The sequence below is a fragment of the Cuniculiplasma divulgatum genome (assembly GCF_900083515.1).
Classification (GTDB): Archaea; Thermoplasmatota; Thermoplasmata; order Thermoplasmatales; family Thermoplasmataceae; genus Cuniculiplasma; species Cuniculiplasma divulgatum.
Window position 1 is genome coordinate 121,877 of sequence record NZ_LT671858.1, and the last position, 25,898, is coordinate 147,774.

At 37.8% G+C, this 25,898-nt stretch carries 24 protein-coding genes; 8 read left to right on the plus strand and 16 right to left on the minus strand.

Annotated elements, in window-relative coordinates; translation table 11 throughout:
- Window positions 1–17: 17 nt before the first annotated feature.
- Window positions 18–467 carry a hypothetical protein gene (locus tag CSP5_RS09855; protein WP_021789392.1) on the minus strand — a complete coding sequence of 150 codons (450 nt, stop codon included), beginning with the start codon at window positions 465–467 and terminating at the stop codon, window positions 18–20.
- Window positions 464–1,006: a dienelactone hydrolase family protein gene (locus tag CSP5_RS09860; protein ID WP_197685808.1), complete on the minus strand. Its 543-nt coding sequence runs from the start codon at window positions 1,004–1,006 to the stop codon at window positions 464–466. The genes CSP5_RS09855 and CSP5_RS09860 overlap by 4 nt, the downstream gene beginning before the upstream one ends.
- Before the next feature lie 173 nt (window positions 1,007–1,179).
- Between CSP5_RS09860 and CSP5_RS00590 the strand changes: the two genes are divergently transcribed.
- Together CSP5_RS00590 and CSP5_RS00595 are read left to right on the plus strand one after the other, a co-directional pair.
- Window positions 1,180–2,772 carry a fatty acid--CoA ligase gene (locus CSP5_RS00590; RefSeq protein WP_021789390.1) on the plus strand — a complete coding sequence of 531 codons (1,593 nt, stop codon included), beginning with the start codon at window positions 1,180–1,182 and terminating at the stop codon, window positions 2,770–2,772.
- A 69-nt stretch (window positions 2,773–2,841) separates the two neighbouring features.
- Window positions 2,842–4,482, plus strand: coding sequence for a glycoside hydrolase family 36 protein (locus tag CSP5_RS00595; RefSeq protein WP_021789389.1), 1,641 nt, complete (start codon window positions 2,842–2,844; stop codon window positions 4,480–4,482).
- A 161-nt stretch (window positions 4,483–4,643) separates the two neighbouring features.
- Here the strand turns inward: CSP5_RS00595 and katG are convergent, their stop codons facing one another.
- The 4 genes from katG to CSP5_RS00615 all read right to left on the minus strand — a co-directional run bounded on the left by katG (window position 4,644) and on the right by CSP5_RS00615 (window position 9,259).
- A complete protein-coding gene (gene katG, locus CSP5_RS00600; RefSeq protein ID WP_021789388.1) occupies window positions 4,644–6,818 on the minus strand; it encodes a catalase/peroxidase HPI in 2,175 nt (724 codons plus the stop codon).
- Window positions 6,819–6,948: 130 nt separating this feature from the next.
- Window positions 6,949–7,380: a DUF1801 domain-containing protein gene (locus CSP5_RS00605; protein ID WP_021789387.1), complete on the minus strand. Its 432-nt coding sequence runs from the start codon at window positions 7,378–7,380 to the stop codon at window positions 6,949–6,951.
- Between the two features lie 256 nt (window positions 7,381–7,636).
- Window positions 7,637–7,996 carry a hypothetical protein gene (locus tag CSP5_RS00610; RefSeq protein WP_021789386.1) on the minus strand — a complete coding sequence of 120 codons (360 nt, stop codon included), beginning with the start codon at window positions 7,994–7,996 and terminating at the stop codon, window positions 7,637–7,639.
- 183 nt (window positions 7,997–8,179) lie between these two features.
- Complete coding sequence (locus CSP5_RS00615; protein WP_077075793.1) at window positions 8,180–9,259, minus strand: M24 family metallopeptidase; 1,080 nt, start codon at window positions 9,257–9,259, stop codon at window positions 8,180–8,182.
- A 547-nt stretch (window positions 9,260–9,806) separates the two neighbouring features.
- Between CSP5_RS00615 and CSP5_RS00620 the strand changes: the two genes are divergently transcribed.
- Window positions 9,807–11,741 carry a hypothetical protein gene (locus CSP5_RS00620; protein ID WP_021789384.1) on the plus strand — a complete coding sequence of 645 codons (1,935 nt, stop codon included), beginning with the start codon at window positions 9,807–9,809 and terminating at the stop codon, window positions 11,739–11,741.
- 129 nt (window positions 11,742–11,870) lie between these two features.
- Here the strand turns inward: CSP5_RS00620 and CSP5_RS00625 are convergent, their stop codons facing one another.
- Window positions 11,871–12,755: an SMP-30/gluconolactonase/LRE family protein gene (locus CSP5_RS00625; RefSeq protein ID WP_077075794.1), complete on the minus strand. Its 885-nt coding sequence runs from the start codon at window positions 12,753–12,755 to the stop codon at window positions 11,871–11,873.
- Window positions 12,756–12,945: 190 nt separating this feature from the next.
- On the opposite strand from CSP5_RS00625, the gene CSP5_RS00630 reads away from it, so the two are divergent.
- Window positions 12,946–13,617, plus strand: a complete 672-nt coding sequence (locus CSP5_RS00630; RefSeq protein ID WP_021789382.1) for a type IV toxin-antitoxin system AbiEi family antitoxin domain-containing protein — start codon at window positions 12,946–12,948, stop codon at window positions 13,615–13,617.
- On the plus strand, window positions 13,607–14,350 hold the full coding sequence (locus tag CSP5_RS00635; protein ID WP_077075795.1) for a nucleotidyl transferase AbiEii/AbiGii toxin family protein: 744 nt from the start codon (window positions 13,607–13,609) through the stop codon (window positions 14,348–14,350). Before CSP5_RS00630 ends, CSP5_RS00635 begins: the two co-directional genes overlap by 11 nt.
- A gap of 35 nt (window positions 14,351–14,385) precedes the next feature.
- Here CSP5_RS00635 and CSP5_RS00640 read toward each other — a convergent pair whose 3' ends face one another.
- From CSP5_RS00640 to CSP5_RS00675, 8 genes are all read right to left on the minus strand, one after another.
- Window positions 14,386–15,273 carry an aldo/keto reductase gene (locus CSP5_RS00640; protein WP_148689438.1) on the minus strand — a complete coding sequence of 296 codons (888 nt, stop codon included), beginning with the start codon at window positions 15,271–15,273 and terminating at the stop codon, window positions 14,386–14,388.
- A gap of 69 nt (window positions 15,274–15,342) precedes the next feature.
- Window positions 15,343–15,921 (minus strand): M48 family metallopeptidase, encoded by a 579-nt coding sequence (locus CSP5_RS00645; RefSeq protein ID WP_148689439.1) that lies wholly within the window; start codon window positions 15,919–15,921, stop codon window positions 15,343–15,345.
- A 202-nt stretch (window positions 15,922–16,123) separates the two neighbouring features.
- Complete coding sequence (locus tag CSP5_RS00650) at window positions 16,124–16,321, minus strand: hypothetical protein (RefSeq protein WP_148689440.1); 198 nt, start codon at window positions 16,319–16,321, stop codon at window positions 16,124–16,126.
- Between the two features lie 10 nt (window positions 16,322–16,331).
- The gene (locus tag CSP5_RS00655; protein WP_148689441.1) at window positions 16,332–16,658 is read right to left on the minus strand and encodes a transcriptional regulator; all 327 of its coding nucleotides are present in this window, start codon (window positions 16,656–16,658) and stop codon (window positions 16,332–16,334) included.
- 1 nt (window position 16,659) lies between these two features.
- Window positions 16,660–17,340, minus strand: coding sequence for a hypothetical protein (locus CSP5_RS00660; protein WP_021789375.1), 681 nt, complete (start codon window positions 17,338–17,340; stop codon window positions 16,660–16,662).
- Window positions 17,337–18,143 carry a hypothetical protein gene (locus CSP5_RS00665; protein WP_021789374.1) on the minus strand — a complete coding sequence of 269 codons (807 nt, stop codon included), beginning with the start codon at window positions 18,141–18,143 and terminating at the stop codon, window positions 17,337–17,339. The genes CSP5_RS00660 and CSP5_RS00665 overlap by 4 nt, the downstream gene beginning before the upstream one ends.
- The gene (locus tag CSP5_RS00670; protein ID WP_172399365.1) at window positions 18,140–18,931 is read right to left on the minus strand and encodes an ATP-binding cassette domain-containing protein; all 792 of its coding nucleotides are present in this window, start codon (window positions 18,929–18,931) and stop codon (window positions 18,140–18,142) included. Before CSP5_RS00670 ends, CSP5_RS00665 begins: the two co-directional genes overlap by 4 nt.
- A gap of 99 nt (window positions 18,932–19,030) precedes the next feature.
- Complete coding sequence (locus tag CSP5_RS00675; RefSeq protein ID WP_148689443.1) at window positions 19,031–21,052, minus strand: M13 family metallopeptidase; 2,022 nt, start codon at window positions 21,050–21,052, stop codon at window positions 19,031–19,033.
- Window positions 21,053–21,214: 162 nt separating this feature from the next.
- Here CSP5_RS00675 and CSP5_RS00680 point away from each other — a divergent pair, with 162 nt between their 5' ends.
- The 3 genes from CSP5_RS00680 to CSP5_RS00690 all read left to right on the plus strand — a co-directional run bounded on the left by CSP5_RS00680 (window position 21,215) and on the right by CSP5_RS00690 (window position 24,564).
- Entirely contained in the window at window positions 21,215–22,204 is a 990-nt protein-coding gene (locus CSP5_RS00680) for a BadF/BadG/BcrA/BcrD ATPase family protein (protein ID WP_172399366.1), read from the plus strand.
- A 125-nt stretch (window positions 22,205–22,329) separates the two neighbouring features.
- Window positions 22,330–23,913 (plus strand): hypothetical protein, encoded by a 1,584-nt coding sequence (locus tag CSP5_RS00685; protein WP_148689445.1) that lies wholly within the window; start codon window positions 22,330–22,332, stop codon window positions 23,911–23,913.
- A 444-nt stretch (window positions 23,914–24,357) separates the two neighbouring features.
- Window positions 24,358–24,564, plus strand: a complete 207-nt coding sequence (locus tag CSP5_RS00690; RefSeq protein WP_148689446.1) for a hypothetical protein — start codon at window positions 24,358–24,360, stop codon at window positions 24,562–24,564.
- A gap of 305 nt (window positions 24,565–24,869) precedes the next feature.
- Here the strand turns inward: CSP5_RS00690 and CSP5_RS00695 are convergent, their stop codons facing one another.
- Complete coding sequence (locus CSP5_RS00695) at window positions 24,870–25,853, minus strand: aldo/keto reductase (protein WP_148689447.1); 984 nt, start codon at window positions 25,851–25,853, stop codon at window positions 24,870–24,872.
- Between the last annotated feature and the right edge of the window lie 45 nt (window positions 25,854–25,898).

Genomic DNA, 25,898 nt, shown 5'->3' on the forward strand with positions numbered 1-25,898 from the left:
CCCTGAAGTTTTATTCCTCACGAGTTTTCAATCCTTTCATTCAACCAGCTTAAAATATTATTGGGGGCTTCCTCATCAAGTATTCTATCTGAAGAATTATAGTTCAGAGAAACATACTGTGCTGATAATTTTTCCAGAGGAAGCTCCTCATGTTTCAGCAAATGATTTGCATTCTCCGGAAAAACGAAAGAGGTGTTCATATTTTCAGAAAGCGACTTCTTTAGCATATTTCCATCATCATTCCAGCTTACCTGAATATCCTTCTTTCCAATCAGCACCATTATGGGATCCTTAACTATACTGATGTGATCACCAAGATTGTATGCCCAAAATTCCCTAGAAAATGGTAAATTTATGGGTGTTTCTAAGCTGGAAATTAGTTGTTTCATTAGCAATGGCAGATCATCATTTACTGTAACAGGTTTCTCTGAGATAAATTCCCTTATGGCAAGATCATATGCTTTCATAATTGTATCTGCATTTGGCAGTTTTCCAAACTGTGACAAAAGCTGGCTTCTGGCAACATCTCCAACAGATCTTCCATGTGGACCTGTAAGAATGAAACCCCTGAAATTTTTTCAAAATTCCCAAGCTGGTAATTAACCGCATGTATGGCACCTTCACTGTTTGTTAGAGCGAATATAAGGTCCATGTTAACTCCATCCTCCCCGGAAAGTTTTTCAAAAGCACCATGTAATTCATCTGCAAAATATTGCATATTTACCCTGCCTGCAAACTTCTGAATATTCTCCTTTGCATGTACACCAGAACCGGCCTTATCGTATCTTAGGGTTACAAATCCATTTTCAGCCAGTCTTTCTGCAATTAACCTTCCACTTCCATTAGATCCTGGAAGAAGCGGAGAGCACCAGTCCCTATCAGTAGATCCGCTGCCTGCCAGAAGGATCACAGCGGGAAGATTCTCTCCTGCGACTGGTCTGGTAATGGTCCCATAGATATCAATATCATGAACCCTCCACTGAACTTCCTTACTCTGTATCTCCATGGTATTCCTTTTATGCTTCTATACCCCTGTTAGGAATAAACATTTCCAAACCTGATTAATCGCATCAGAAATGAAAATTCATAACCAAAGTTCTATTTTATGGAAAATGATTGAAAATCGAACCATGTTTAAAGGCACCAGAAAATTTAAGCCATGCCTGTCCATGTAAATATATGTCAAACAGGTATGAATTGACCATAGACAAGATATTGATAAGCTCAGTGAGAAACAACCCTGACCAGATCATTTCTTACCAGGGAAGGGAAAACATAACATATAAAGAATTCAATGATAGGGTAAGAAACCTTGCATTTTCATTATTAAAAATGGGTATCAGGAAGGGTGACAGGATCGCTGTGATTGACTGGGACACCACAAGATATCTGGAAGCATACTATGCAATTCCCATGATTGGGGCTGTACTGCACACTGTAAATATAAGATATCCACCTGAAATGATATTCTATTCCATGCAGCATGCAGAGGACAGATATGTGATCATAAGGGATGAATTCGTACCTCTTATTGCACAGAATAAGGCTATGTTTTCTTTTATCAGAAAGTGGATTGTATATTCAGAAAGTGGAAAAATTCCAGGTACTTTAGAGCCTTCTGTGAATTTTGATGATCTTGTAAAAAGCCAGGACCCTGTGAAACTTCCAGAAATAACAGAAGACACAATCGCAACAACTTTCTATACATCAGGAACAACAGGTCTTCCCAAGGGTGTTTCATTTACACACAGGCAGATTGTGCTACATGCACTGGCTTCCATAGCAGGACTCAGCGATCAGCCCATTGGATTGAAGAGCAGTGATGTTATGATGCCCCTTGTACCCATGTTCCATGTTCATTCGTGGGGGATTCCATATTCCACCATAATGAAGGGAATGAAATATATTCTTCCTGGAAGATACGATGTACCACTGATTCTCAGTATAATGAAGAAGGAAAAGGTCACTGTAAGTGCCATGGTTCCCTCAATCCTATACATGATCATAAGTAATCCAGATGCTTCCGGGGCGTTGAAAGAAAATCACCTGAAAGTCATAGTTGGAGGAGGGGCCATTCCAAAAGGGCTTGCAGTTAAGGCAAGCTCTATTGGGATCGATACAGTGGCCGGTTATGGAATGTCTGAAACCGCTCCAATTCTAACTCTTGGAACATATACACAGAAAGTCATGGAAATGGATGAACAGAAGAAATCTGAGTTCAGGATAAAGACAGGTGTACCAATAAGTCTTGTTGATCTAAGGGTTGTTGATAGGGAAGGTAAGGAGGTTCCATGGGATACAAAATCAATTGGCGAAATAGTAGTCAGGGCACCATGGTTAACTCAGGAATACGTAAAGGATAAGGAAGGAACAGAAAAACTCTGGAATAACGGATGGATGCACACTGGCGATCTGGCAGTTGTTGACAGTTATGGTTATATATCAATAGTGGACAGGGAGAAGGACGCAGTAAAATCTGGAGGTGAATTCATCCCAACACTTGTTCTGGAGGATCTTATCAGTACTGCTACAGGTGTAAATGAGGTTGCAGTTGTGGGAAGAAGTCATGAGAAATGGGGTGAAAGGCCTGTTGCCTTCATAACAGTAAATGATAAGTTCAACCTTGAAAACCTGAAAAAACATATGGAGTCATATGTTGAATCAGGAAGGATAGCCAAATTCTGGCTGCCGGATGATTATATGGTGATAAAGGAATTCACAAAGACAAGTACTGGCAAGATAGACAAAAAACCACTGAGGAAAAATCTATAAAAATCCCAAAAAACACTTATCTAGAGGAAATACCAAAACATTATTTACTATTTTTTCGAATTCTCTGTCATGAAATTACAAAACGGTTCGGATGGCATATATCTCCTGTATGAAAATTATGAAGCCATGAAGAAGGAAAGTCTCCATGGTACAATCTATACTCTGAAGCCACTTTATGAATGCAGACTTGAAATACACATACCCCTAATTAATATACAATTTTCATGGTTCACCACCTCTGGAAGGAGCAATGGGCTTGAACCAGACTGGAACGGAGAAGTGAAGATAAGGCCAAACATTAACATTCCAGTCATTTCATTCTATAATCAAAAAGGGAAAAACTCATGCACTGTAGCAATATCAGACTGCCTCAACCCCATTAATATATCCTATGGAGTAAGTGAAGAGGATAAAGAAATCATAATAAAAATAAAAAGAAAATCACAGGATTCTTTCAGCGTTCTCCTGAGCACATCAGGGGAAGAGATTACAGACGTCATATTTTCCGCATCCTCATGGGTTAGTTCATTTTATCCAAAGCCTGTTATCCCTAATGAATCGGAATCCATAGTATATTCAACATGGTACTCCATGCACCAGAATGTTAGTCAGGAAGCCGTGGAGCAAGAAGCTAAGTTAGCAAAAAAAATTGGGTTTGAATCTGTATTTCTAGATGATGGATGGCAGACATCGGACAACAGAAGAGGGTATAAATATACAGGTGACTGGGAATTCGACAGGTCAAAATTTCCAGATCCTGTAGGTCATGTAAAAAGGATACACCAATTAAATTTAAATTACGTAGTCTGGATTGCACTTCCATTCATTGGCAAGGAATCAAAAATATTCAATAAATTTAATAAGAAACTGCTGAGAGTCAATGAAGGATGGGGCACAGGCATAGTGGACCCTTTAGATCAGGAAACGACAGATTATATTAAAGAAAGGGTAAATTATCTTGTAAAACTGGGTTTTGACGGTCTAAAGGTTGATTTTATAGACTCAATAATAGATCCTGATGACAGGGATGATGTTTACAGGAAAATACCAGAGTTTCTGAGAGAGACACTGGGTCCAGCCAATGGGAAGTTAATAGAGTTCAGGCAGAGATACATCTCTCCCATAATGCTGCAATATTGCAATATGATAAGATCTGCAGATTGTCCAGGGGATCATATAGAAAACAGGATCAGATCCTTAAGCACAAGACTGATATCCGGTATAGTTCCGGTACACAGTGATCCACTTATGTGGAACAGTGAAGACTCAATGGAAAACATATCCTTTGCATTTATAAACGTGCTATTTACGGTACCACAGATATCTGTAATGCTGAAAGAACAGAAGAGTGAAAATCTGGAAGTTTTGAGAAAATGGATAGAATTCTGGAAGGAACACAGATTAACTTTACTCCATGGAAAGATAAGTGTTAAACATATGGAATTGAATTTCCCTACCGTCTCTTCAATAATAAACAATCAAAAGATCACTGTTTGTTATTCACCAATTCCAGTTAATGTGGATGGAAAGGAAGAAATCATAATTAATTCATCCGGTAGTAATTTACTGCTTGAAAGCGAAACTGAGGCTGTATACACAGTTAAGGACTGCAATTTCCAGGAAGTTGGAAAAGGAAGGCTTTCGACAGGTTTAAATCGCATATCAACTCCATTTTGCGGTCAGATTTATATTGAAACCTCAAAGATTTAATCGCAACTTTCATTTTCAAATTAAAGGAGTAAATATTCTAAAATTTCTATATAAAAAATAGGAAAACAACTTTTGATTAATATGAACCTTTTATCCCACGATCAGTTACAGTTCATTCCACAATTTTTAGATAGAGTGGGAAAATTGAGTTTTTATCTGATTCAATGACTCATGTAATACAGGTCAAGGTTCATAACCTTAGTCCATGCTGAAACAAAGTCTTTTACAAACTTTTCTTTACCATCAGAACTGGCATATACCTCGCAAACTGCCCTCAATTCTGAATGTGCGCCAAATATCAGATCAACCCTTGATCCCTGCCACTTCTTCTCACCATTATTCCTCTCATGGCCTTCAAACAGGTTCTCATTTCCATTCACCTTCTTCCACTCAATGTTATTATCAAGCAAATTTACAAAGAAATCATTGCTTAGCACACCCTTCCTGCTGGTAAATACACCCATATCTGTATTTTTATAATTCCCACCAAGAACCCTCATTCCACCTATTAATACTGTCATTTCAGGAACCGTTAATGTGAGTAGCTGTGCCTTATCAATCATCATTTTCTCTGTCTTTCCATGAATTCCTTCATCAAGATAATTCCTGAAAGCGTCTGCCTTTGGCTCCAATACATTGAATGATATTATATCTGTCATTTCCTGTGTGGCATCGTTCCTTCCAAGTGTAACAGGAACATCTATCCTGAATCCACCATTTTCTGCTGCATGTTCAACCGCAGCTGATCCGGCTATAACGATCAGATCAGCAAATGAAACTTTCTTTCCACTGTTATTTGTTGAATCAAATTCTTTCTTAATCCTTTCAAGTGTTGATAAGACCCTTTCAAGCAATTCCTGATCGTTAACTTTCCACTCCCTTTGAGGAAGCAACCTAATCCTTGCTCCATTTATCCCGCCCCTCTTGTCACTTCCACGAAAGGTCGAAGCGGCAGACCATGCTGTATAGATAAGATCTGATATAGATAAACCTGAATGGAGAATTTTTTCTTTCATGGACTTAACATCATTTCTGTCTGGCAATTTGTGTTTCAATGGAGGAACAGGATCCTGCCATATCAGGTCTTCTTCCGGAACTTCTGGCCCCAGGTACCTTGATCTGGGACCCATATCCCTGTGGGTTAGCTTAAACCATGCTCTGGAAAATGCATCGGAAAATTCATATGGTTTTTCATAAAATTTTCTTGCTATTTTCTCATATACTGGATCAAAGCGCAATGCAAGATCTGTTGTAAGCATGGTGGGTTCATGGTATGTATTGCTGTGGTAAGCGTCTGGTATAGTTTTTGCATTACCCTTTGCCTTCCACTGATATGCACCTGCCGGGCTTTTTGTCAGTTCCCAATCATAGTGAAACAGATTATAGAGGAAGTTATCACTCCATTTTGTTGGCGTTTCTGTCCATGTAACCTCGGGCCCACCCCCAATCGTATCTTCTCCGCTTCCAGATCTGTAGGTACTTTTCCATCCCAGTCCCTGATCTTCTATGGGTGCACCCTCAGGCTCAGGTCCGACACTGGAGGCAGGACCAGCACCGTGAGTCTTTCCGAATGTATGTCCTCCGGCAATGAGTGCCACGGTTTCCTCATCATTCATTGCCATTCTGGAAAACGTCTCTCTTATGTCCCTTGCGGCTGCAAGTGGATCTGGCTTTCCATTTGGCCCCTCTGGATTTACATATATTAGACCCATCTGAACTGCTGCGAGAGGGTTTTGAAGTTCTCTGTCACCGGAATATCTCCTATCGTCCAGCCACTTTCCCTCTGGCCCCCAGTACACAGAAAGATCAGGTTCATAAACATCTTTTCTTCCTCCTCCAAATCCAAATGTTTTAAATCCCATTGATTCCATGGCGACATTTCCAGTTAAAATTATCAGATCACCCCAGGAGATCTTTTGTCCATATTTCTGCTTAATCGGCCATAGTAGCCTCCTTGCCTTGTCCAGGTTCACATTGTCTGGCCAGCTGTTAATAGGTGCAAACCTCTGCTGAGCAGATCCAGCCCCTCCCCTTCCATCTCCAATTCGGTATGTTCCAGCACTGTGCCAGGCCATCCTGATAAAGAAAGGACCGTAATTTCCGAAGTCTGCTGGCCACCATTCCTGAGAATCAGTTAGGATTTTTGCAATATCCCTCTTCAGGCCAAAGTAGTCGAGTGAACCGAACTCCTTTCTGTAATCAAACTCAACATTCATCGGATTAGATTTTTCCGAATTCTGTCTTAATATTCCAAGATCAAGTCTTTCTGGCCACCATTCATTTAACGACATATGACTTTCATTTCCATGGTTCACAGGGCATTTATTTTCTTCCATTCATATTCAACTCCATTTTACAAGATTAACTTAGTATTAGATAATAATAATTATAATCTATTTAAAGGTTGTCAGAATCTCTTCATCTTAATATATACCTAATATTTTTCAGGGAAAGTAATTAATGAAATCATTTCTTTTTTAATGCGTTTTTCTCATTCATATCAATGATCTGCAAAATAACACTGGTAAGTTTTTTCTCATCAATAGTATCATTCTCAAAATAATCAACCGCCCTTACAGTTTTGCTGTCCATTCTTGAATTGAATAATCCATCTTGGTCCACGACTTTTACTCCCTTAGGGAATGTTAACCTTACCGAATTCTTCAAAATGTTACCAAAGCAGATTATGCCATTATATGACCATACAGGGATGCCTGCTGGATTGCTCGGCTTTTTCCATTTTACCTCTTCATATATTCTTGGATCTGTCTCATTTATGACCTTCCGGATCTTAATTAGGATTTCTCCCTTCCAGGTCCTCTCTTCTTTTATTATTTTATCTATTTGCATTGAGGCAGATTTGTTTTCTTCAGGATTGTTAATACCTCCTTTATCCATTATTCACATCGCCACTAGAGGAACAATCTTATTATCTATAAATATTTGAATTTTTTACTAAATAAGGACTTACATAAAAATATACCTAACAAGACGAAGTGAATAAAGAGAGTTACCAAAAAGCATTGAAAGAAGAGGAAAAGATGCTCTTATGAACTGGGGTTCTAAAGCAACTTTGAAGCATTTGTCAAAATTAAATATTACTGGGTATGAGGTACTTACAAAAAGTATTTCATTTGTAAACGAAAGTGTGAGTCTACTGCCTCACACTTTCTACCTTGTGGAATTTCTTCTCTGAGAATTTTCTGAAGTTTCTCAGCCCCTTGGAGAAATCCAGTGCACTGGGTTTCAGGTAGAGATCTATATATTCCACAATGTCCATCTCATTGTCCCTTGCCTCTTCTGAGATTTTTGCCACAAGGTATGGAATAATATTTTTTGCCTCCCAAATGGACAGATCGTACTTCCTGAAAACTTCGAAGATGTCCTCAGAAATTTCATCCATCTGGATCATTGTGTCCCTTGTCACAACATCTCTGGTATGGGTGGACTTACTCTCGCTGACCAAACTCTTTCCATCTTTTTCGGTTTCCTTTATCTCTTTTACTTCTGCCATTTTTTCACCTCCTTTGAGGCAATATAGTAATTCTAAACTTCTATAAAAACATATCGCAAATTAGGCTTATTGTTAATATATTTTTCTTACTAATTTAAACATCATATCATTGAAATTAACAGTAATGTTATTCCATACACACAAGTACCGGAATGGATCAAAGGATTACAAAGAAAACTTGCCCTAAGAAACCTCAATGAGGTCTTTTGGGGGCTTCTGGGTAAGAAGTTCAAATCCATCATTCTTAACCAAAACGTCGTCCTCTATCCTCACGCCTCCGTACCCGGGGATGTATATTCCTGGTTCTACTGTAACAGCCATGTCTTTTTTCAAATCAAAATCATAACCACCAAATGCTGGGTGATCGTGAACATCAAGACCTATTCCATGTCCAACACCATGCATTAGCATCCCCTTATAGGGAGAACTGTCTATAATTTCATATGATTTTGCATTGACATCCCTTCCATTTACCCCCTGTTTGATCATGTTCATGCTTGACTTCTGTGCATCAAACACTATGCTGTATATCTCTTTTTGTTTCTCCGTTGCTCTTCCAAACACTGAAGTTCTTGTTGTATCTGCATGATATCTTTCAAACGCTGCTCCGTAGTCAGTAAGGACAAAATCACCAGATTTTAATTTTCTATTTCCTGGAGAATGGTGTGGTTCAGATGCATTTGAACCAAAACAAACAATCGTGCTGAATGAAGGCTCTGATGCACCATTTGACATCATTAGATATACCATATATGCTGAAAGTTCCGTTTCAGTCATACCTTCTTTCAGATGATTCATTGAAGCATCGTATATCTCACTGCTAATTCTGGCAGCTTCTCTCAGCTTTCTTATTTCAGTTTCATCCTTTATCATCCTTGCCTCCGCGATGTTCCTTGACACATCTACAAGCTCTGCATTTCCTGTTGTTTTCCTGACACTTTCAAACATGTTTACGGTTAGGGAATCTTTGTTAACACCTATTTTAGTTTGACCACGTAACTCCCTTTGAATCATATCATTCATCTGTGCTGAAGACTTTGCAACATGTACTTCATGGTCTGTTGACCTTGCTATCTGTTCCTCAAGTTCATATACGAACATCTGAATGTGATCTCTATCTGCAATAATTGATGAACCCTCGAACAACCCTCCGTTTACCTGTGAAAGGTAGAAAAAAGAACGGTCAATGGCATTCTCACCACCGTTCTTTATGAGAATCTTTTCAACTCCATCCAGATTTTTAAAAATATCCTTAACTGTCATAGATTACAATTATTCATTGTTTAATTTATTTTCCTAAATTAAGTATGCAGGTACACTAGTTCAGCAAATCATTTGCCTCACACCATGATATAATAACTTAAAATATACTATAAAAATATTATCATACTGAAGTACTGTATTTCATCAGGTTTTAAATGCGTCTACAGTCTGGTATGTTGGATAAATTCATTAAGAATACCATAAATAATAGAATTGCTGATAAGTTGAAGGATGAATATTATGTTTAATTGGGGCATTACCATTTAAAACGTAAAATTTCATTCTGGCAGAACTAACACCTATAAATGCATGACAATTCTTTCTATAGGAACCATCTTTAGTTTTTTTAGACCATCCTTAATTGTGATTCGCAAACGACAGAATATACCAGGTTGAAATATATCTAAGAGTAGTGATGATAGGGTAGGCAGTGCACTGTTCTTCACCGGTGTATGGCACAACGTGTTCAACATGGGCAAGTCTTAGAATAGAGTCACACACTTCTGTTCCAAGAAAAATATTAATACAACGAGTTGTTCATATATATATGAATAACAAAAAGCTGACTTCTGTTTTAATTATCTCTGTGATGATATTCGCAGGAGCTATATCAATCACGGAATATTACAGGGATAACGGGAGTTCGCCAAATAACGCTGGTGTAACTGGGGTGTTTGGACCGTCTGTTAACATATCCTGCCCCAATACTTTAGAAGGTGACGGGTTTCATCTTTCCAACAATACGACAATAAATATTCAGTTGTACCTACCTGTTCCACAGGCAGTTCACAAAGGTCTGAACACAGTTGATATGTTAGGAATGAACAGGTATAACAACAGTGTTGAAGACCTTTTAATGAATATAACAATATACCCACTGAATGACACCTACACAAAATTCTTCCTGCCAATAACATTTGACCGTGTATCACATGAATGGAGTAATATCACGAAGCACTACACGGGAAATACCGATCTGTCTATGACTGTTGAGGCAATAAAGACAGTTACTCATGATAATGGTACTTTGTACATATACCAATATTACAACAATGTACCTTTTAATCCATTAAATGTACATATAGGAAAACTTTCAGCAGTTACAGAAGTTTCTGATTCATCAACAGGAGCTAGTATAAATGTGTTAAACAGGTGGTTCAATGGTAGTGATGTTAATGTGACACAATATTCACAGGTGGTTTATACACCTATTAATTTCAACGTAGGTCTTTCTTTTTCAGATAAGCCTTTAGAGATTGTACATGAAAAACATTCCGTTCCTAATATTTATGTTTCCAATAACAACATGAAGAACGAACAGATGAATGCTTTGATAACGCCTGTAAAATGTGGGAACCCAATAGTCAAATATGAATGCAAGTACTACAATGTGACATCCAGCATCATAGAAAATGTAACTGACTTCCACGGCATGTTGCCACTATCAATTGCACACATAGGAAGGAATGCTGATAATGGAAAATCATTAGTGGACACAGGTAACACCATTTCCCTTTCTGATTCAATCATAAATTTAAGTTCTAATCAGGTATATGAAAGTTCATCAGGCCAGATCACCACTACCGTATCACCAAATCCTTCCGTTTCCAAAGTTTTTAGTTTTATAGGGGGTGGTTCAGCCACAGGGGCAAATGCTTATCCAACAGCAATGTGGAATTCTCTTGTCAAAAACTCTACAGAAGGCAAAGCACTGAACCATACAACAGTAGTAATAGGAATTCATGGTGTTTCATACTACTTCGAAAGATATTCAACTTATACATATCTTCATAAAGAAAAACTGAAAATACTGGAGTGCCCAAATACAGGTTCTTATTCAATCAATGTTTTATCCAATAGCATACTTAAAACCACCTTTGATGGCAGGTACACAGTAGGGCAGATCACCAATATAAATACAACAAATGGCCTCCAGTTGAGTTATTCAAACCTGCCGATAAGCGCTGTGTGGGTAATACAGCACTACTTGAAAACTAAGACAGGATCATTTAATCTCAATGACAGCGGGCGAGGAGACACCTATTCTACAGCAACATTTTACGAACATTCAGCCGGATGGCTCAATGTATCAAGTGCCTACAAACAGGTATCGGACGGTCTTAAGATCTTCTCCGCCGCATTGGGGCTTGAACTTGCTATAGTATCTGCAGAATCCGCTGCAAACGGCGCAGATATGGATGCAACAGAACCGGCTGTCATACTTGCAGTGACATCCATAATAGCACATGTGATAGGACTCAGTGGAGATATACTAGGAGACATGTCCTCAGTTGGATCATTTTCCAATACTGGAAACGCACAGATCTTTTCATTTATATCGAATTCACCAGCACCGGGATCAAATTATACTGTGAATTATTTTGAATCAAATAATCCCATAGAACTGAATCTAAACGGACAAACATATTTCTTCCATGCACCTGACAACTTCTATAACGCAACTGAAATCACAACTGCATGATTTTTTATATTCATTCCCTTCATTAGCTCAACTTCACAATTAGTGGTTCCCAAAAGGTAAAAGGGAGTAACAGGAAATACAGTGAAATCTTAATTAGAGACTATTGTTCAGGAATTTCCTACTTGTTCATCACAACTTTTGCTTTGAGTCATCATAATAATAGGTTTCTACGCCCTTGATCCCGGTATCTACTCTGAATATAGAACCTCCGATATCTTTCGGATCAGCTGGTTGATTACTGGTGAGTTTTGCCGAACTAACAAAGAGTTCTGTCATGTTTTTACCGCCAAAAGTGCAGGATGTTACATTTGTAGCTGGAAAAATAATCTCGCTAAGTTTCTTTCCTGTTGAGGGGTTCCATCTTGATATCCTGTGTCCTCCCCAATGGGCAACCCATATCATTCCCTCTGTATCTATGTTCATCCCATCTGGAAATCCCACTTCTGTGGTAAAATCTACAGCTATCCTTTCATTCGTGAGCTCACATTTCTCATTGTATGTGTATGATCTAACCTTTCTGGTTGGAGTATCTATGTGATAGAACATCATTCTATTCACATCCCATGCAAGGCCATTGGAAATGGTTTGTCCTCCAAGAACCTTTCTCAATTCGCCTGACTTTGTGTAGACATAGAGTGAGGCTACAGGCTCCTTCTCATTCATATCCATAGTTCCTGCCCAGTAGTTTCCATATGGATCCACCTTTCCATCATTGAACCTGTTATTTTCAAGAGAATTTTCAGTCTCCACAAGTACCTTTTCCTTACCAGTTGATGGATCGATGGATGTAAACCTGTGGCCAATTGTTGCATACATCTTTCCTGATCGAGAGGGAACAAGAGAAGATATCATACCGTCTGTCTTCACAGTTTCTATCTTTCCGGTGGAAAGTTCAAAGGATCTAAAAAGATGACCCTTAATATCTACCCAGTAAACTTTGTTATTTCTCCTGTCCCATGTTGGCCCTTCGCCAAGTATCTCGGTTTGCTTTGAAATAATTTCAACGTCTTCCATAAATCCTTAAGACTTCACTTCATAAAACATGTGCGATTGAAATATTAATCAAAAATTTGTAATATAATTTTAGGCCAACTAACCGGTCATATGCCAGTCTACTTTTAAATGCTAATGTTGTTGTTAATACATCTGTATATATGAATACTCATAATAGTATGTTTTAATACATACAAATGTATAGAGTATTATGAAAAGGGAGGACTTCCTAGAAAAGATAAACTATTTTCAACTGGAAGTTTTTAGCATACACGATGCAGCTAGAATCTTCGGCAAAAGTGAAAGGTATGTATCTAACAGGCTTTCTACTATTAAACAAATCAAGAGAATAATGAAAGGAATGTATTACGTAGAGGGTACGTCAGTATCCACCATTGCCTCAAGCATCATTTCACCTTCATATGTGAGTCTTATTTCTGCCTTCTATATTAGGGGCTCCACCACACAAATTCCTATAGAAATTCAGGTCATTTCCCCTATCCAGCACAGGTCTCTTCTAATAGATCAGACAAGAATCATTTTCATTAAGTTGAGTAGGGGAAGAATATTTGGCTTTGAACGGACAGATGTTGGCATGGTAGCCACTCTTGAAAAGGCTATTGTTGATTCACTTTATCTGAACACCTTTATAGGTGAAACAGAAGAGGCTCTGCAAAACAATAGTGGATTGAATATTAACAGACTACTAGAATATGGAAAGCTCATGCATTCAGGTGCAACTGTAAACAGGTTAGGACACGTATTGGAGAAATTTGGATATGATTGTGAAGCTTTACTTAAATACAGATCAGAAAGGTACGTTAATTTTGGAGAATCAGGTAACCTAAAAGATTCTAAGTGGAGGGTAAAGTATGCTGAGTAGAGAGGAACTATTAAGTGTACCCTTATCATTCAACGCCTACCAGAAAGAAAAAGACTATCTTCAGCATATAATTTTATCAAGGATATATGCAAATACAGGAAACCAATTGATTTTCAAGGGTGGTACATCTCTCCAGAAATGCTGTGGCCTAAACAGGTTCTCAGAAGATCTAGATTTTACAGTTAAAGACAAATTAAGATCCGAGAAGATAGAACTCGCCTTGGCAGAAGTTAACCGTTACTATCCATCATCTTATTCAGGTTATAAAGCAGATCATTCAATGGGGTACATAATAAAGATTCATGGACCTTTATATAAATCCCCCATATCATTGCAGACAATACGATTAGACATTAGCATGCGTGAGAAGGTAATCCTTCCATCTGTAAACTACAACATCATTCCCATATATAGAGATCTTATGCCTTACTTGGTCATTGCAATGGACCTGAAGGAAGTATTCTCTGAGAAGATAAGGGCACTTTTGACAAGAAAAAAAGCAAGGGACCTTTATGATATATATTTTCTGATAAAAAGAAACATAGCGCTCGACCTTAACTTAGTAGAAGAGAAAATGAAATTTTATAACAAAGCATATGAAGGAAAAGAAGCAGTTGAGAGGATCAGAAGCCTCAAAACTCAATGGGAAAAAGAAATTCCGGCACTGGTGTTTAACCCACCTCTGTATGACACTGTCTCTTCAGAAGTAATTGAATTTCTGCTTTCCTCTTAGGATAATGAAAGAGTACTCTAGGTCTTAATTATGGATCATGTGGTATTGTCTCCACTCCAGGACGGACCCTGAACACCACTGGCAGCCTTTTCCACAAGTTCAATTTCTTCCGGCGTCATTTTCCAGCCCATAGACCCTGCATTCTCCTTCACATGATCGGGATTTGATGCCCTAGGAATGGGATACACAAAGTCATATTTACTGAAAAACCAGTTGAGTGCAATTTGAGGCATGGTCTTCTTTCCATGATTCTTTTCAATTTCACTTAATACTTCCTTTCCCAGTGATGATTCAGACGTGAGCATTCCATGAGCAAGTGGATAATATGCAAGTATGGCAATACTGTTTTCCCTGCAGTACGGAACCAAATCTTTTTCTATATTTCTATGGGCAACGTTGAAGTTCATCTGTGTTGACTTGATCTCATATTTTTTCATGAACGAGACCGCCTCCTTTGTTTGCTCAAGATTGAAATTGCTTATTCCTATGTGCCTAATCTTCCCCTCATCCTTAAGATGTTCCAGTCCTCTCAAAGCCTCCTTAACCTTATCGGCACTTGAATGCATATGAAGCTGGTACAGATCTATATAATCTGTCTGCAGTTTTCTCAGGCTCCTCTCACATGATTTGATAACTCCATCATATGAATAATGCAGTGGAAATACCTTGGTCGCTATAAAAAGTTCATCTCTTTTTCTTCCCTTCATGGCTTCAGCCACAAAGGGTTCTGTTTCATATATTTCTGCAGTGTCGATGAAATTAATGCCAGCATCTAAGGCAGCTTTTATTGCACTAAATCTCCTTTCCTTTCCGGGCCTTATCCTCAGAGTTTTTGCCAGACCTATCCATTTGAAATCATAATAGGTGCCAACACCCATAGGTGTAATCATGGAATCAGTATTTCCAAACTTAACTTTCTCCATGGTGGTTCATCTGTAAAGTACTTATAAAAGCTTTGTGAACTATTTTCTTATTTAATATCAGGCATTGCTTTATACGTAAGATAAAAGTAGGTCACGGTTTTCCATGAGCCATTTTCTCTTTTCTTTCCAGTTCGGCATAATTTTTTCCACCTCATTCCAGAACAACTTTCCATGGGCAGCAATTTTTGTATGAACAAGCTCATGGATGATCACGTAATCTATTACTCCAACAGGAGCCATTGCCAGTAGAAGCGTGAATCTTAATATGGTTTTGTTACTACAGCTCCCCCACGTTCTTGTTGCACTTCCTACAGAAAATGAGGAGTAATTACAGTTTATTCTGCTGGAAAATGCATTTAATCTCTCATCAAAATAACTTTGTAATGCATTACGGTAGAAATGCTTGAAAACCTTTCTTCCTTTGTCCTTACAGTTCTCTGAAAGATTGAAAAAACCATCGAAGGATAAACATTTACTATCCTTTACTATCTTAATCTCATACTCTTTTCCAAATAGCAGATGTTTCTCCCCATCCTCAAATCTGACATTTTTCTTCATTTCTATCGCTTTGTCAAATTTTTCCTTTGTTTTTCTCATCCAACTGGCGTTTGTGTCCAGAAAAATATCAATCTGAGTGCCTGTTACCACCGTTTAAGCAGAAAGCCCACGACTTAAGTCGTGGGATGAATGCGAAACTCTTAATATGGTAGAAAGTGTATCTAATCCAGTACCGCAGGGCATGCGGGATTTGAAGCCTGATAAGCTGCCCGAAAGGGATAGTGAGAGATGGAGTAAGCCCTCTGGATCGGATGAAAGGGGCACTGTCAATGAAGCAGGAACCTCACAAGCTTTAGCTGTGGGAGGATGTCAGATGACTGGATACTCTGAGAGAAAAGGCGCCATCACTTTTTAATCTCAGAACCATGTATTTCCTTTTCCCTCTCACTTTTATAATCTCAACATTGATCATCTTATTTCCTGTATAGAGGATCGGATAATTACAGGGTAAATAGGGTTTTTCATTGCTGTTACCATAATCAACCTGCACTGGGTGAAAACTACTTCTCTTTGAAAATTAGTTTCATCAATTCAGCATAGGTGGAATATGCCTCCTTTCCCTTATCAGTAATTGTTACTGAGATACTGGGGCCTTTCCTCTTAAGAACAGTCTTCACAGACACCAATCCACTCTCCTGAAGTTTATCCAGATGATTGCTCAGACTCCCCTTTCCACAGGATGTAACTGCCATTAGTTCCTTGAGATTCATCCTTCCGTTGATTGCCAGTGAGAGCAGTATTATCAGTCTTGCAGTGGACTTCATAACTGGTTCCTTCAAGTTATTTCCCAGTTTCTCAAGGAGCTGTGCAACTCTCTCATCACCCAATTCAATCAACCCTTAGACTTTCATCCGCTCCATTCACCATTTTCCTGTAGTCTCTCAGGGAGATGTATCCAGATAGGAACCACATGGCTGAAGAAACCAGCCATAGTAGTCCGTATACCAAATAGCCATAGTTAAGGAATAAGGATACTGTACTCGACACAGCACTGAAGAGAAAGGCCCCAGATGACAGATAACCCTCAAATGGAATCTTTCCCATGCTTTGTTTTATACCGCCCAGCATACCAATATAAATCAGTACTAAAACAAAGAACAGTCCAATCACTCCTTCTGGGTATTTTAGAATACCTGAGGCAAGGAAAAGAATTAGGATGAAGAGCAACACGTTGATGGATATGCTCCTAATTTCGTTTCTCCTGTTTTTTCCTTTAAAACCAGAGTTTATCTGTCCTATCATATAGGCTCTCCTGAATAAAGTCATCGTAACAAATATTGCAACTATGAAAACGATTCCGTAGGCAGTGAAAAAAAGTATATCCTGATATACTGTGTTGGATATATTTTCCAGAGGAATATATATGGTTGAAAAAAGTGTAATCGCTGTTGCCCAGATCATATAGTAAAAACCCCACGTCTTCTTGAGTATCCTCCTGTCCAGCCTTACTGCATTCATGCTGGCAGTTTTTATCTGATCTATTGCCTGAGTTAATTCATTTTCAGTCACACTCTCCTCGCCTCCTCAATAGATCTGTACTTTATCCTCTTCACGAGAATCATATCCAGTCCCAACAGGGCAAGTAACCATATAACCATAGACCCCACCAAAAGATAACCGTTTACGTTTCCACCTGCTAATGTCACCATGTTAAGTGGAAGTTCTCTTCCATAGAATGCCTGTAGGAACAGTCTCAGAATAGCAGTAAATGGTGAACCATAGACAATATATGACGGAAGGCCAACATCGAGAGCGCTAAATCCGAACAAATAGGATAATAGCTGCGGCAACAGCATTACAAATGATATATTTTTCAGACCAATGTAGTTGTTTGCTGCGATTACGAAGAACACTGCGAGCAGTAACATAAATACTCCCGTTAAAACAAAAAGTCCTATGGTCTCCGGTACTTCCACAGGATAGATCAAATATCCGGCCCTTAGGCTGAAAACAATAATTATAAGTGCTGTAAGAACAGCTCCAATAATAAGACTCACTATGGCAGAAGATACCACAAAATTGTAAAGGTAATTAAACGGTTTCAAAACTGTAAATTTGAAGGAATATATCAGTGAGGAATTTGCATAGTATACTGAATAGGCTATGGAGGTAGAGAGTACCGATCCGGCTATAAGTCCTATAAACGCAAACCATCCTGAAGTGTATTCCAGGCTACTGTTGTGTGTAGAAAAGCTAGAGGTACCATCAAGCAGGTAAGCCCCCATTACTATCCAGAAGAACATGAAGCCTATGGACCATCCCAGAAGGGATTTATTTGTGAGAAGGCTTTTTATGTCATATCTGACTATCACAGGGACACCTCATCAAAGAGAGAGTTAAGATTACTGACAGATGAAATTGGTACATCTCCACCATTAATTGTTATGGAAAATTTTCCAATATCAGATTCGATCAATCCCAGGTTTCCAGGAACATCTCCTTTCGATACGTAAAGTTCTTTCAGCATACCCGTATTGAATTTACCATAAATCTGCCCATCAAGTATGAAGTAGAGGGACCAACCATCAAGATAATTCAGCAGGTTTAATTCATGAGTGTTCAGAAGGATATCAGATTTCACTTCCTTCAGTAGTCTTATCAATTTTATCCTTCTTGACTGGTCAACATTATCGAAGGGTTCGTCCAGTAGTATTATGGAAGGAGAAAAGCTCATGGCAAGGATATTTCCTATCATCTTCTGTTCTCCAGAGCTAAGCTGGAAAAGTTTCTTCCTTAGAATGCTTCCTAGCTGAAAATGGTCAATCAGTTTTAACGCATTAGAAGGATCACTATTTTTTAGCTCTGCAAAGATCCCAATTGTGTCAGAAACTGTTCCACCCATTAATTTGTAAACATCGGCAAGATTTGTTGAAAGACCAAGGTAGTCATGAATTTCATTCGTATCCACACCATCAACCGTGACTTCTCCCTCTGTTTTTTCAAGAATACCAAGAATAAGTTTTATAACGCTTGTTTTTCCAGAACCATTAGGTCCAATCACTACAGCCTTTTCCTTTCCAATGGAGAAACTTATGTTCTTAAGTGCTAACCTCTTTTCAGCACCCTCATATGAGGCCGTTACATTATGGATTTCAATCATAAACATGAAATATCATGGAATGTATTAAAAAGGTATATAAGTTCAAAATTTGAACCAATAGCACTTAGAAAAATAAAAAAAAGTTATTGAAAATATGGTTTACCAGATGAATATCTTCTTAGCCAGTCCCTTCTTGACCCTGGAAAGTTCAACAAATGAGGAATCAAATTTTTCATGATTCATAACAGGTATGGAACCCCTGAACACATTGGGAGAATGTGGATCTATAGATATTCTTCTCCTGATCTCTGGTTCCCTGTTGTTTCCTCTCCATATCTGAGCCCAGGATAAAAAGAACCTCTGCTCCGGTGTGAAGCCATCTATCTTCTTATTAAGTTCTGGGTTTTTCCTCAATCTTCTCTGTAATGCTTCAAACGCAATACTAACCCCGCCAAGATCTGCGATATTTTCTCCCAGAGTAAGTTTTCCGTTAACATGGAGACCAGGTAAAACCTCAAGAGAATCGTATAGTTTTACAACCTCGTCTGCTCTTTCTGTAAATTTCTTTGCATCTTCCTCTGTCCACCAGTCCTTTAGGTTTCCATCCATATCATATCTTCTTCCCTGATCGTCAAACCCATGGGTAATTTCATGTGAGATAACTCCTCCAATTCCACCATAATTTACCGCATCATCCATGGTAGCATCAAAGAATGGTGGTTGAAGTATACCTGCAGGGAATACTATCTCATTTTCTGTTGGGGAAAAATAGGCATTTACTGTGGGAGGCGTCATTAGCCAGAGTTCTTTGTCAACCTGTTCACCGATTCTTGATGCCTCTCTTCTAAACTCAAAATTTTCAGATCTCATAACATTCCCAAGAAGATCATCCTTTCTTATATCAATGGACGAATAATCAATGAACTTCGATGGATACCCGATCTTTGCCCTGAACTTACTGAATTTTTCAAGTGCCTTTTTCTTTGTTACATCACTCATCCAGGGCAAATTCTTAAGTTTCTCCTCAAAGACAGATCGTATATCATCTACCATTGTTTGCATTCTTTCTCTTGCTTCCTTACCAAATTCCTGTTCCACATATAGTTCTCCAAGAGCCTCACCTATGGATCTGTCTACAATATTCACTGCTTTTTTCCATCTTTTTTCTGGCACTTCCTGTCCCAGTAGTTTCCTGTTGAAGAAATCAAAATGTTCCATCTCAGCGGCCTCGTGTAAATAAGGTGCAGCGTAGTTAATTGTGTTCCATTTGAGATACGTTTTCAGGTCTTCCAGAGAATACTCTTCCAGCATTTTTTCCATGGCATCTAGAACTTCAGGCTGCCCAACAACTATGTATTCAGTTTTAGGTACCTGGGAAATTTCCAGGTATTTTACAAGGTTTAACCTGCTGAACTTTTCATTTAGTTCACTGTATGGTATTCTGTTATAGTTCTTTTCAGAATCTCTTAGATCTGCCTGAGGTCTGCTTGCCTTTGCTATGTAAGTTTCTATTTTCATTACCTTTTCTGCGGAATCCTTTGACTCCATAGGGGAGTATCCATACATGGTAAACATGTTCTGCATATGGGCTACAAACTCATCCCTTGTCTTCTGGAATGAATCCTGAATATAATAATCCCTGTTTGGCAGTGAAAGTCCACCCTGATAAATATAGAATGCGTAGACCGAACTGTTCTTTTCATCTGGCATTGAAAAGACTGAAAAGAAATTTCCTATGCCATTTGAATGGAGGTATTGAGAAACTTCCACCATCTCATTTTTATCCCTTACTTTGTTTATCTTTTCCATTATGGGCTTTATGGGATCAAATTTTTTCTCCTCCAGTTTCATCTGATCCATTATGGAAATATAGAAGTCACCAACCATTTTTTCTATACCTCTTTTCTTTCCATCATCAAGCGCACATTTTTCAAGTATCTTTCCCAGGATGTATATATTTCTGTCTCTGAGCTCCATGAATCCTCCCCATGAGGATTTGTCAGGAGGAATTGGGTGTGTATCTATCCATTTTCCGTTAGCGAATCTGAAAAAATTCGACATTGGGTCTTCGTTCGTATCCATGTTTTGGATGGAAAATTTCGCTTCTTCCGGCCTTTCTTTAGGGTCTATCCTTTCAATAAAACTATTACCAGCCATGTTACCTGTATCCACTAATTCCATTATAACTCTTATCTGCTTTAATTAACGCAATGGCTGGCAATAGAATCGTATTTCTGCATTTCGAGATTAATATAAAATATTATATGATCTAAGGAATATATTTTTTTAAAATTTACGGCACTCACTATATAAAAAATATAAGACATGTTTAGATTACCAAAGATGATTCTTTCAATAGACGGCGGAGCCACAAAAACATGTGCACTTCTTTTCGACGAGGGTTCCATGAAGTTATTATCTGTAGGTCTGGCTGGACCATCTAACTTTACAGCTGTACCTGAAACTACAGCCTCAGAAAATATACGAAGTGCAATTAAACAGATAGAAAATAAGAGTGGTATTAGTAAATCTGACAAGGTAAGAATTATAATAGGATTAGCAGGAATCGGAGATTCAACAGAAGCAACAGAACGGGGAGAAAAAATGCTATGGAGCATTTTTCAAAGGGAAGACCTGAGGATAGAGAATGATGGATTTGTTGCATACCGAATGTCAAACATGTTCAGTGATGGAGTAGTGTTTGCACCAGGTACTGGTAGTGTTGGCATGTTCCAGAAAGATGGAAAAATAAAAAGGATTGGTGGTTGGGGATGGTTTGCTGGTGATGAGGGTTCAGCCTCATGGATAGGAAAAGAAGCAATCAGAACCGCGGAAAGGCAGATGGATGGAATACTGGAAGGAACTGACTTTGTTGACCTTGTGTCAGGGCATTTCGGTGAGGATTTCAAGGAAGTTGTGGGTTCACTTGAAAGAGATCGTAGCAAGAGAAAGGTAGCATTGCTAAGTCCAAAGGTAGTTGAAATGGCCAGAAATGGGGAAAAATATGCCATGGAAATCATTAAAAATGCAGCGGACTATGATGCGATGATCGTGAACTCAATGCTCAAATTTTTCGATGAATGTCCTGAAGTTTCTGTACTTGGAGGTACAATGATTGCCGGGTCCATAATCCGGGAAAGGATTTCTTCCAGTGTCAGGTGCAAAATCAAATTTTTCAACGGATATCATGTTGCAGTCGGAGGTATAGTACTTGGTTTAAATGAACAGGGAATCACACCAAACATTGCAATCAGAGACCGTATAATAAAAGATCTGGATGAAATAATCAAAAATTTCGATCACGAAATTAGGATAAATTCACTGGGTTACTAAAAACAAATAATTTCATTATAATAAAAGGCTTTTTGCGAAACAAAATTTCATAATGTGTTGAAAAATATATAAAATAAACTAATAAAAAACTTTATTATATAAGTGAAATATTTCAATAGTTTCCCATGAATGCTGTCAAAGACATATTAAATTCAATTCGCTCAAAAATGAAGCCAAGAGTGATCATTTCTCTTTCACTGGTATGCGTACTAATCTTTCCAGCTATTCTCATAGAAAATAGTTCCATTCCAACAAGTGACTCAAACATGTTCCTTCTAAGCTGCCCTAATGGCCCTAATGATTTGAGACCCACATTCATAGGACTTTCCAATCTAAGCAGTAGTCCTCCTCAAACATATTACTTACTAAATAACAGACTGGATCCTGGTGTGAATTTGTCAATGAAACTTAACGTGTCTGTCCAAGCCCAAAATTTAATAGTCAAAAGCTTCACATCCTTCAATATATATTTCGTGCAAAAGACAGGCAATCAGGGTAATTTCACACTCAATAATTCATATTTAATGTCACTTTCACCAAAGATATATGATAACAAGGAATATTCAATTTTATACTACTGTGTAGAAAACTATTCCGTGCTTAATACTAAGGGATATCAGTTGGCAAACCAAAAGGATGACAGATTCGGCTTCAGCTCTTATCAAATTATAAACACGAAAAATAAAAACACAACGAGTAACATGTACATAGCTTACCTGCCCTCTTATCTTTTAGGATATTACGGGCTTTCCCCAGTCATTTTAGTTCAGGGACCTAAAGGGGGAATTTACAACCTATCTTACCACCTGTATAATCCTCAGCAAAATAATTCAGTGGGACCAATGGTCTATCTGGGAAATTATTCATACAATAAGATTTATGCATTTAACTCAAACGAGCAACTTGTTCTATCAATGAATGAAGCATACAATGTAACATTCTTTATTAATGGAACATTTATGAGTACTAATTTTAGAAGTAGTCTTTTTTCCTCATCATTATCAGTAATTTCCCTGGTGGGATTACTTGGCAATACCGGCTCTGAGATAATGCTTCTGGTAGCTGTTTTTATGGTGTTAATGCTATTTGTACCAATGTTCAACCCCTCTGTTTATAAGTATTATCTGTCACTGCCCAGAAAGAGATGGCACACAGTAATGATTGAATTCACCTCATCCCTCATCACTATGTCAATATTTGAGGGTTTTGCGTTTCTTGCCACATATGTCATTTCAGAAGCAGTGTTAAAATATTCTCTTTCAGGTCTTGCTTTTCTCTATATCTATTTATTTAGTCTTGCTGCATATACAGTATTTGCATCCATTTATCTCCTCGTAGGTACCTATTTCATAGGCAGATCAACCCCTAAAACATTCCTAACATTATTCCTGGTATTGGGGTATCCCATAATCTCTTCTATCCTGCAATCCATACTTGAATTAGGTTCTTTTTTGCCATTTAATACAGATAACTCTCTATTTAAGCCAGTGCTTGATAATATAAGAACCCTGAATGTGATGAGCGGCATATTACCCGTTCTCAATGTAGAGGAACTGAATAGCTATTTCCTTAGAAGTCCAACCAGTGGAGTTGTAATGTTGAATCATCTCTCAATTTTTGATCTATCTCCCATAATATTCCTGTCATCCATAGTAGGAATTTCGGTGGCCTTATTTTACCTGTCAATCAGGAGATATGACAGGTATTGAAATAAAGAACAGGGAAATATAAACCTCTTCACATGGCAGGTCAATAGGACCTCCTATTTTTTTATTTGGCATCAGTTTTTGATTTCAACAACAAAGCCTATGTTAAACCTTTCAGATTTTCTGAAGATTTGTTGTTACATGTTATTCTCAATACAAAATCATAAAGCTTTCTTTATATTACTGCAAATTCTGTTTTAATCTTATAGCAATTTTATATCCAGTACTAGATTATCTCATTATATCTTGCAATTAACTTCTTGATGTTACTTGACCAAAGATCGTATATGGTTTCACATCAATTCCAAGCACCCGAAGATTCTCTTAATGGTCAAATTGGTTGTGTTTTATTTCATTTTTAAAATTAGATACAAACTCCTTGAGTCATCAAAGTCTGTCTTTCAGAGTAAGGGATAGGTTTATTATGCACCTGTAAGTAATAACTCGATGAAAAAGAGCATCTATGCAATTATTACTGTTGGCATAATTTCTATAGTTATTCTGGTTATCAATATTCTTGCTTTCTTGAACAACGATGTTACTGAATATTTATACATACTGGACATGGTATATGTTATTGGGAACAGTGCACATCTTGTTGCTTTATCACTCTCCTCAAGCGGACTGGATATAAGCTCAAAATATGAAAGGTGATTTTTTTAAAGAAAGAGCAATGTATACACAGCAGTTTTTAAGATGATGTGACCTGTGATAATATCACAACAGCACAAAAAATCTATTATTACAATAAAACGAGCAATTAAAAGAACCTTAAAATATCATAATTATAAGATATGTATTTCCTTTAAGATCATCCTAGGAAGTTTTTTTTTGAAAATGCATTTATTTCAGAACCATGAGTGCTTAAAAAGGTTTCATTGAAAAAGAAACAAATTTAAGTAGACAATGGAAAATAAATTATCAATTAACATCACATAGCCAACTGATAAATCCACTCTTTACCAGTACTGATGCACCAAGGGTTTTATTTTTTGTTCATACATCTCATTAACTATTTTCATTGTATTATCATTTAAATCTGGCATTTCCGAGGCATGTGCATTTTCTAATATCTGTTTAATCGTTTTAGCCCCTGTAATTACAGTTGAAACCTGTCTGTGCATTAGAATCCATTTTAGAGCAAATTCAGTCATTGTAAATCCATTTGGTATGTATTTCCTTAGTTCATTCACAGTTTCTATACCAGTTTTGAAATCAACACCTGCAAAAGTTTCTCCTCTATCGAAAGCCTCTCCATTCCTGTTAAATCTTCTGTGATCATCCTCCTCAAACTCCTCTTTTCCTGTAAATTTTCCGGTCAATAGTCCTGATGCCAACGGAACTCTAGCAATTATACCGATATTCTTCTTCTCTGCAAGGTTAAAGAAATAATCTGATGGTCTTTGTCTGAACATATTAAATATAATCTGGACCGAAGAAACACCTGGATATTCTGAAGCTTTTATGGCTTCTTCAACCTTTTCAACACTCACACCATAATTCAGAATTAACCCCTCCTCCTTCAATCTATCCATGGAATCAAAAACTTCGGGATTATAATATACTTCCCATGGTGGGCAGTGTAGTTGAAGTAATTCAATTTCTCTAAGATTCAAATTTTTGAGACTTCTTTCAATAAATCCTTTTATATTTTCGTAGTTGTAACCTACAGCAGTGTGCGGATTTAATCTTCTTCCTGCCTTTGTAGCAATATGGACCTGATCCCCATATTCTTTCTTTAGCTCTCCAACAAGTCTTTCAGATCTACCATCTCCATAAACGTCAGCAGTATCAAAGAAATTTATACCACTGTTCACTGCGGCATTAAGAGCCTTCCTTGATTCATCATCATTCACTTTCCCCCAAGTTCCACCTATGGCCCAGGCCCCAAACCCTATTTCTGATACTTTAATTCCCGTTTTTCCAATAGTCCTATACTTCATACACTCTACCTCTATTTACACAGTATAAAAATGTTTTAAGTGTCC

Coding starts and splice junctions, on each gene's coding strand:
- CSP5_RS00605 (WP_021789387.1), bottom strand. CDS start 7,380: ATGGATAAAGGAGGTATTAACAATCCTGAAGAAAACAAATCTGCCTCA.
- CSP5_RS00635 (WP_077075795.1), top strand. CDS start 13,607: ATGCTGAGTAGAGAGGAACTATTAAGTGTACCCTTATCATTCAACGCC.
- CSP5_RS09860 (WP_197685808.1), bottom strand. CDS start 1,006: ATGGAGATACAGAGTAAGGAAGTTCAGTGGAGGGTTCATGATATTGAT.
- CSP5_RS00640 (WP_148689438.1), bottom strand. CDS start 15,273: ATGGAGAAAGTTAAGTTTGGAAATACTGATTCCATGATTACACCTATG.
- CSP5_RS00670 (WP_172399365.1), bottom strand. CDS start 18,931: ATGATTGAAATCCATAATGTAACGGCCTCATATGAGGGTGCTGAAAAG.
- CSP5_RS00630 (WP_021789382.1), top strand. CDS start 12,946: ATGAAAAGGGAGGACTTCCTAGAAAAGATAAACTATTTTCAACTGGAA.
- CSP5_RS00620 (WP_021789384.1), top strand. CDS start 9,807: ATGAATAACAAAAAGCTGACTTCTGTTTTAATTATCTCTGTGATGATA.
- CSP5_RS00685 (WP_148689445.1), top strand. CDS start 22,330: ATGAATGCTGTCAAAGACATATTAAATTCAATTCGCTCAAAAATGAAG.
- CSP5_RS00680 (WP_172399366.1), top strand. CDS start 21,215: ATGATTCTTTCAATAGACGGCGGAGCCACAAAAACATGTGCACTTCTT.
- CSP5_RS00595 (WP_021789389.1), top strand. CDS start 2,842: ATGAAATTACAAAACGGTTCGGATGGCATATATCTCCTGTATGAAAAT.
- CSP5_RS00690 (WP_148689446.1), top strand. CDS start 24,358: ATGAAAAAGAGCATCTATGCAATTATTACTGTTGGCATAATTTCTATA.
- CSP5_RS09855 (WP_021789392.1), bottom strand. CDS start 467: ATGAAAGCATATGATCTTGCCATAAGGGAATTTATCTCAGAGAAACCT.
- katG (WP_021789388.1), bottom strand. CDS start 6,818: ATGGAAGAAAATAAATGCCCTGTGAACCATGGAAATGAAAGTCATATG.
- CSP5_RS00610 (WP_021789386.1), bottom strand. CDS start 7,996: ATGGCAGAAGTAAAAGAGATAAAGGAAACCGAAAAAGATGGAAAGAGT.
- CSP5_RS00675 (WP_148689443.1), bottom strand. CDS start 21,052: ATGGAATTAGTGGATACAGGTAACATGGCTGGTAATAGTTTTATTGAA.
- CSP5_RS00695 (WP_148689447.1), bottom strand. CDS start 25,853: ATGAAGTATAGGACTATTGGAAAAACGGGAATTAAAGTATCAGAAATA.
- CSP5_RS00590 (WP_021789390.1), top strand. CDS start 1,180: ATGTCAAACAGGTATGAATTGACCATAGACAAGATATTGATAAGCTCA.
- CSP5_RS00625 (WP_077075794.1), bottom strand. CDS start 12,755: ATGGAAGACGTTGAAATTATTTCAAAGCAAACCGAGATACTTGGCGAA.
- CSP5_RS00615 (WP_077075793.1), bottom strand. CDS start 9,259: ATGACAGTTAAGGATATTTTTAAAAATCTGGATGGAGTTGAAAAGATT.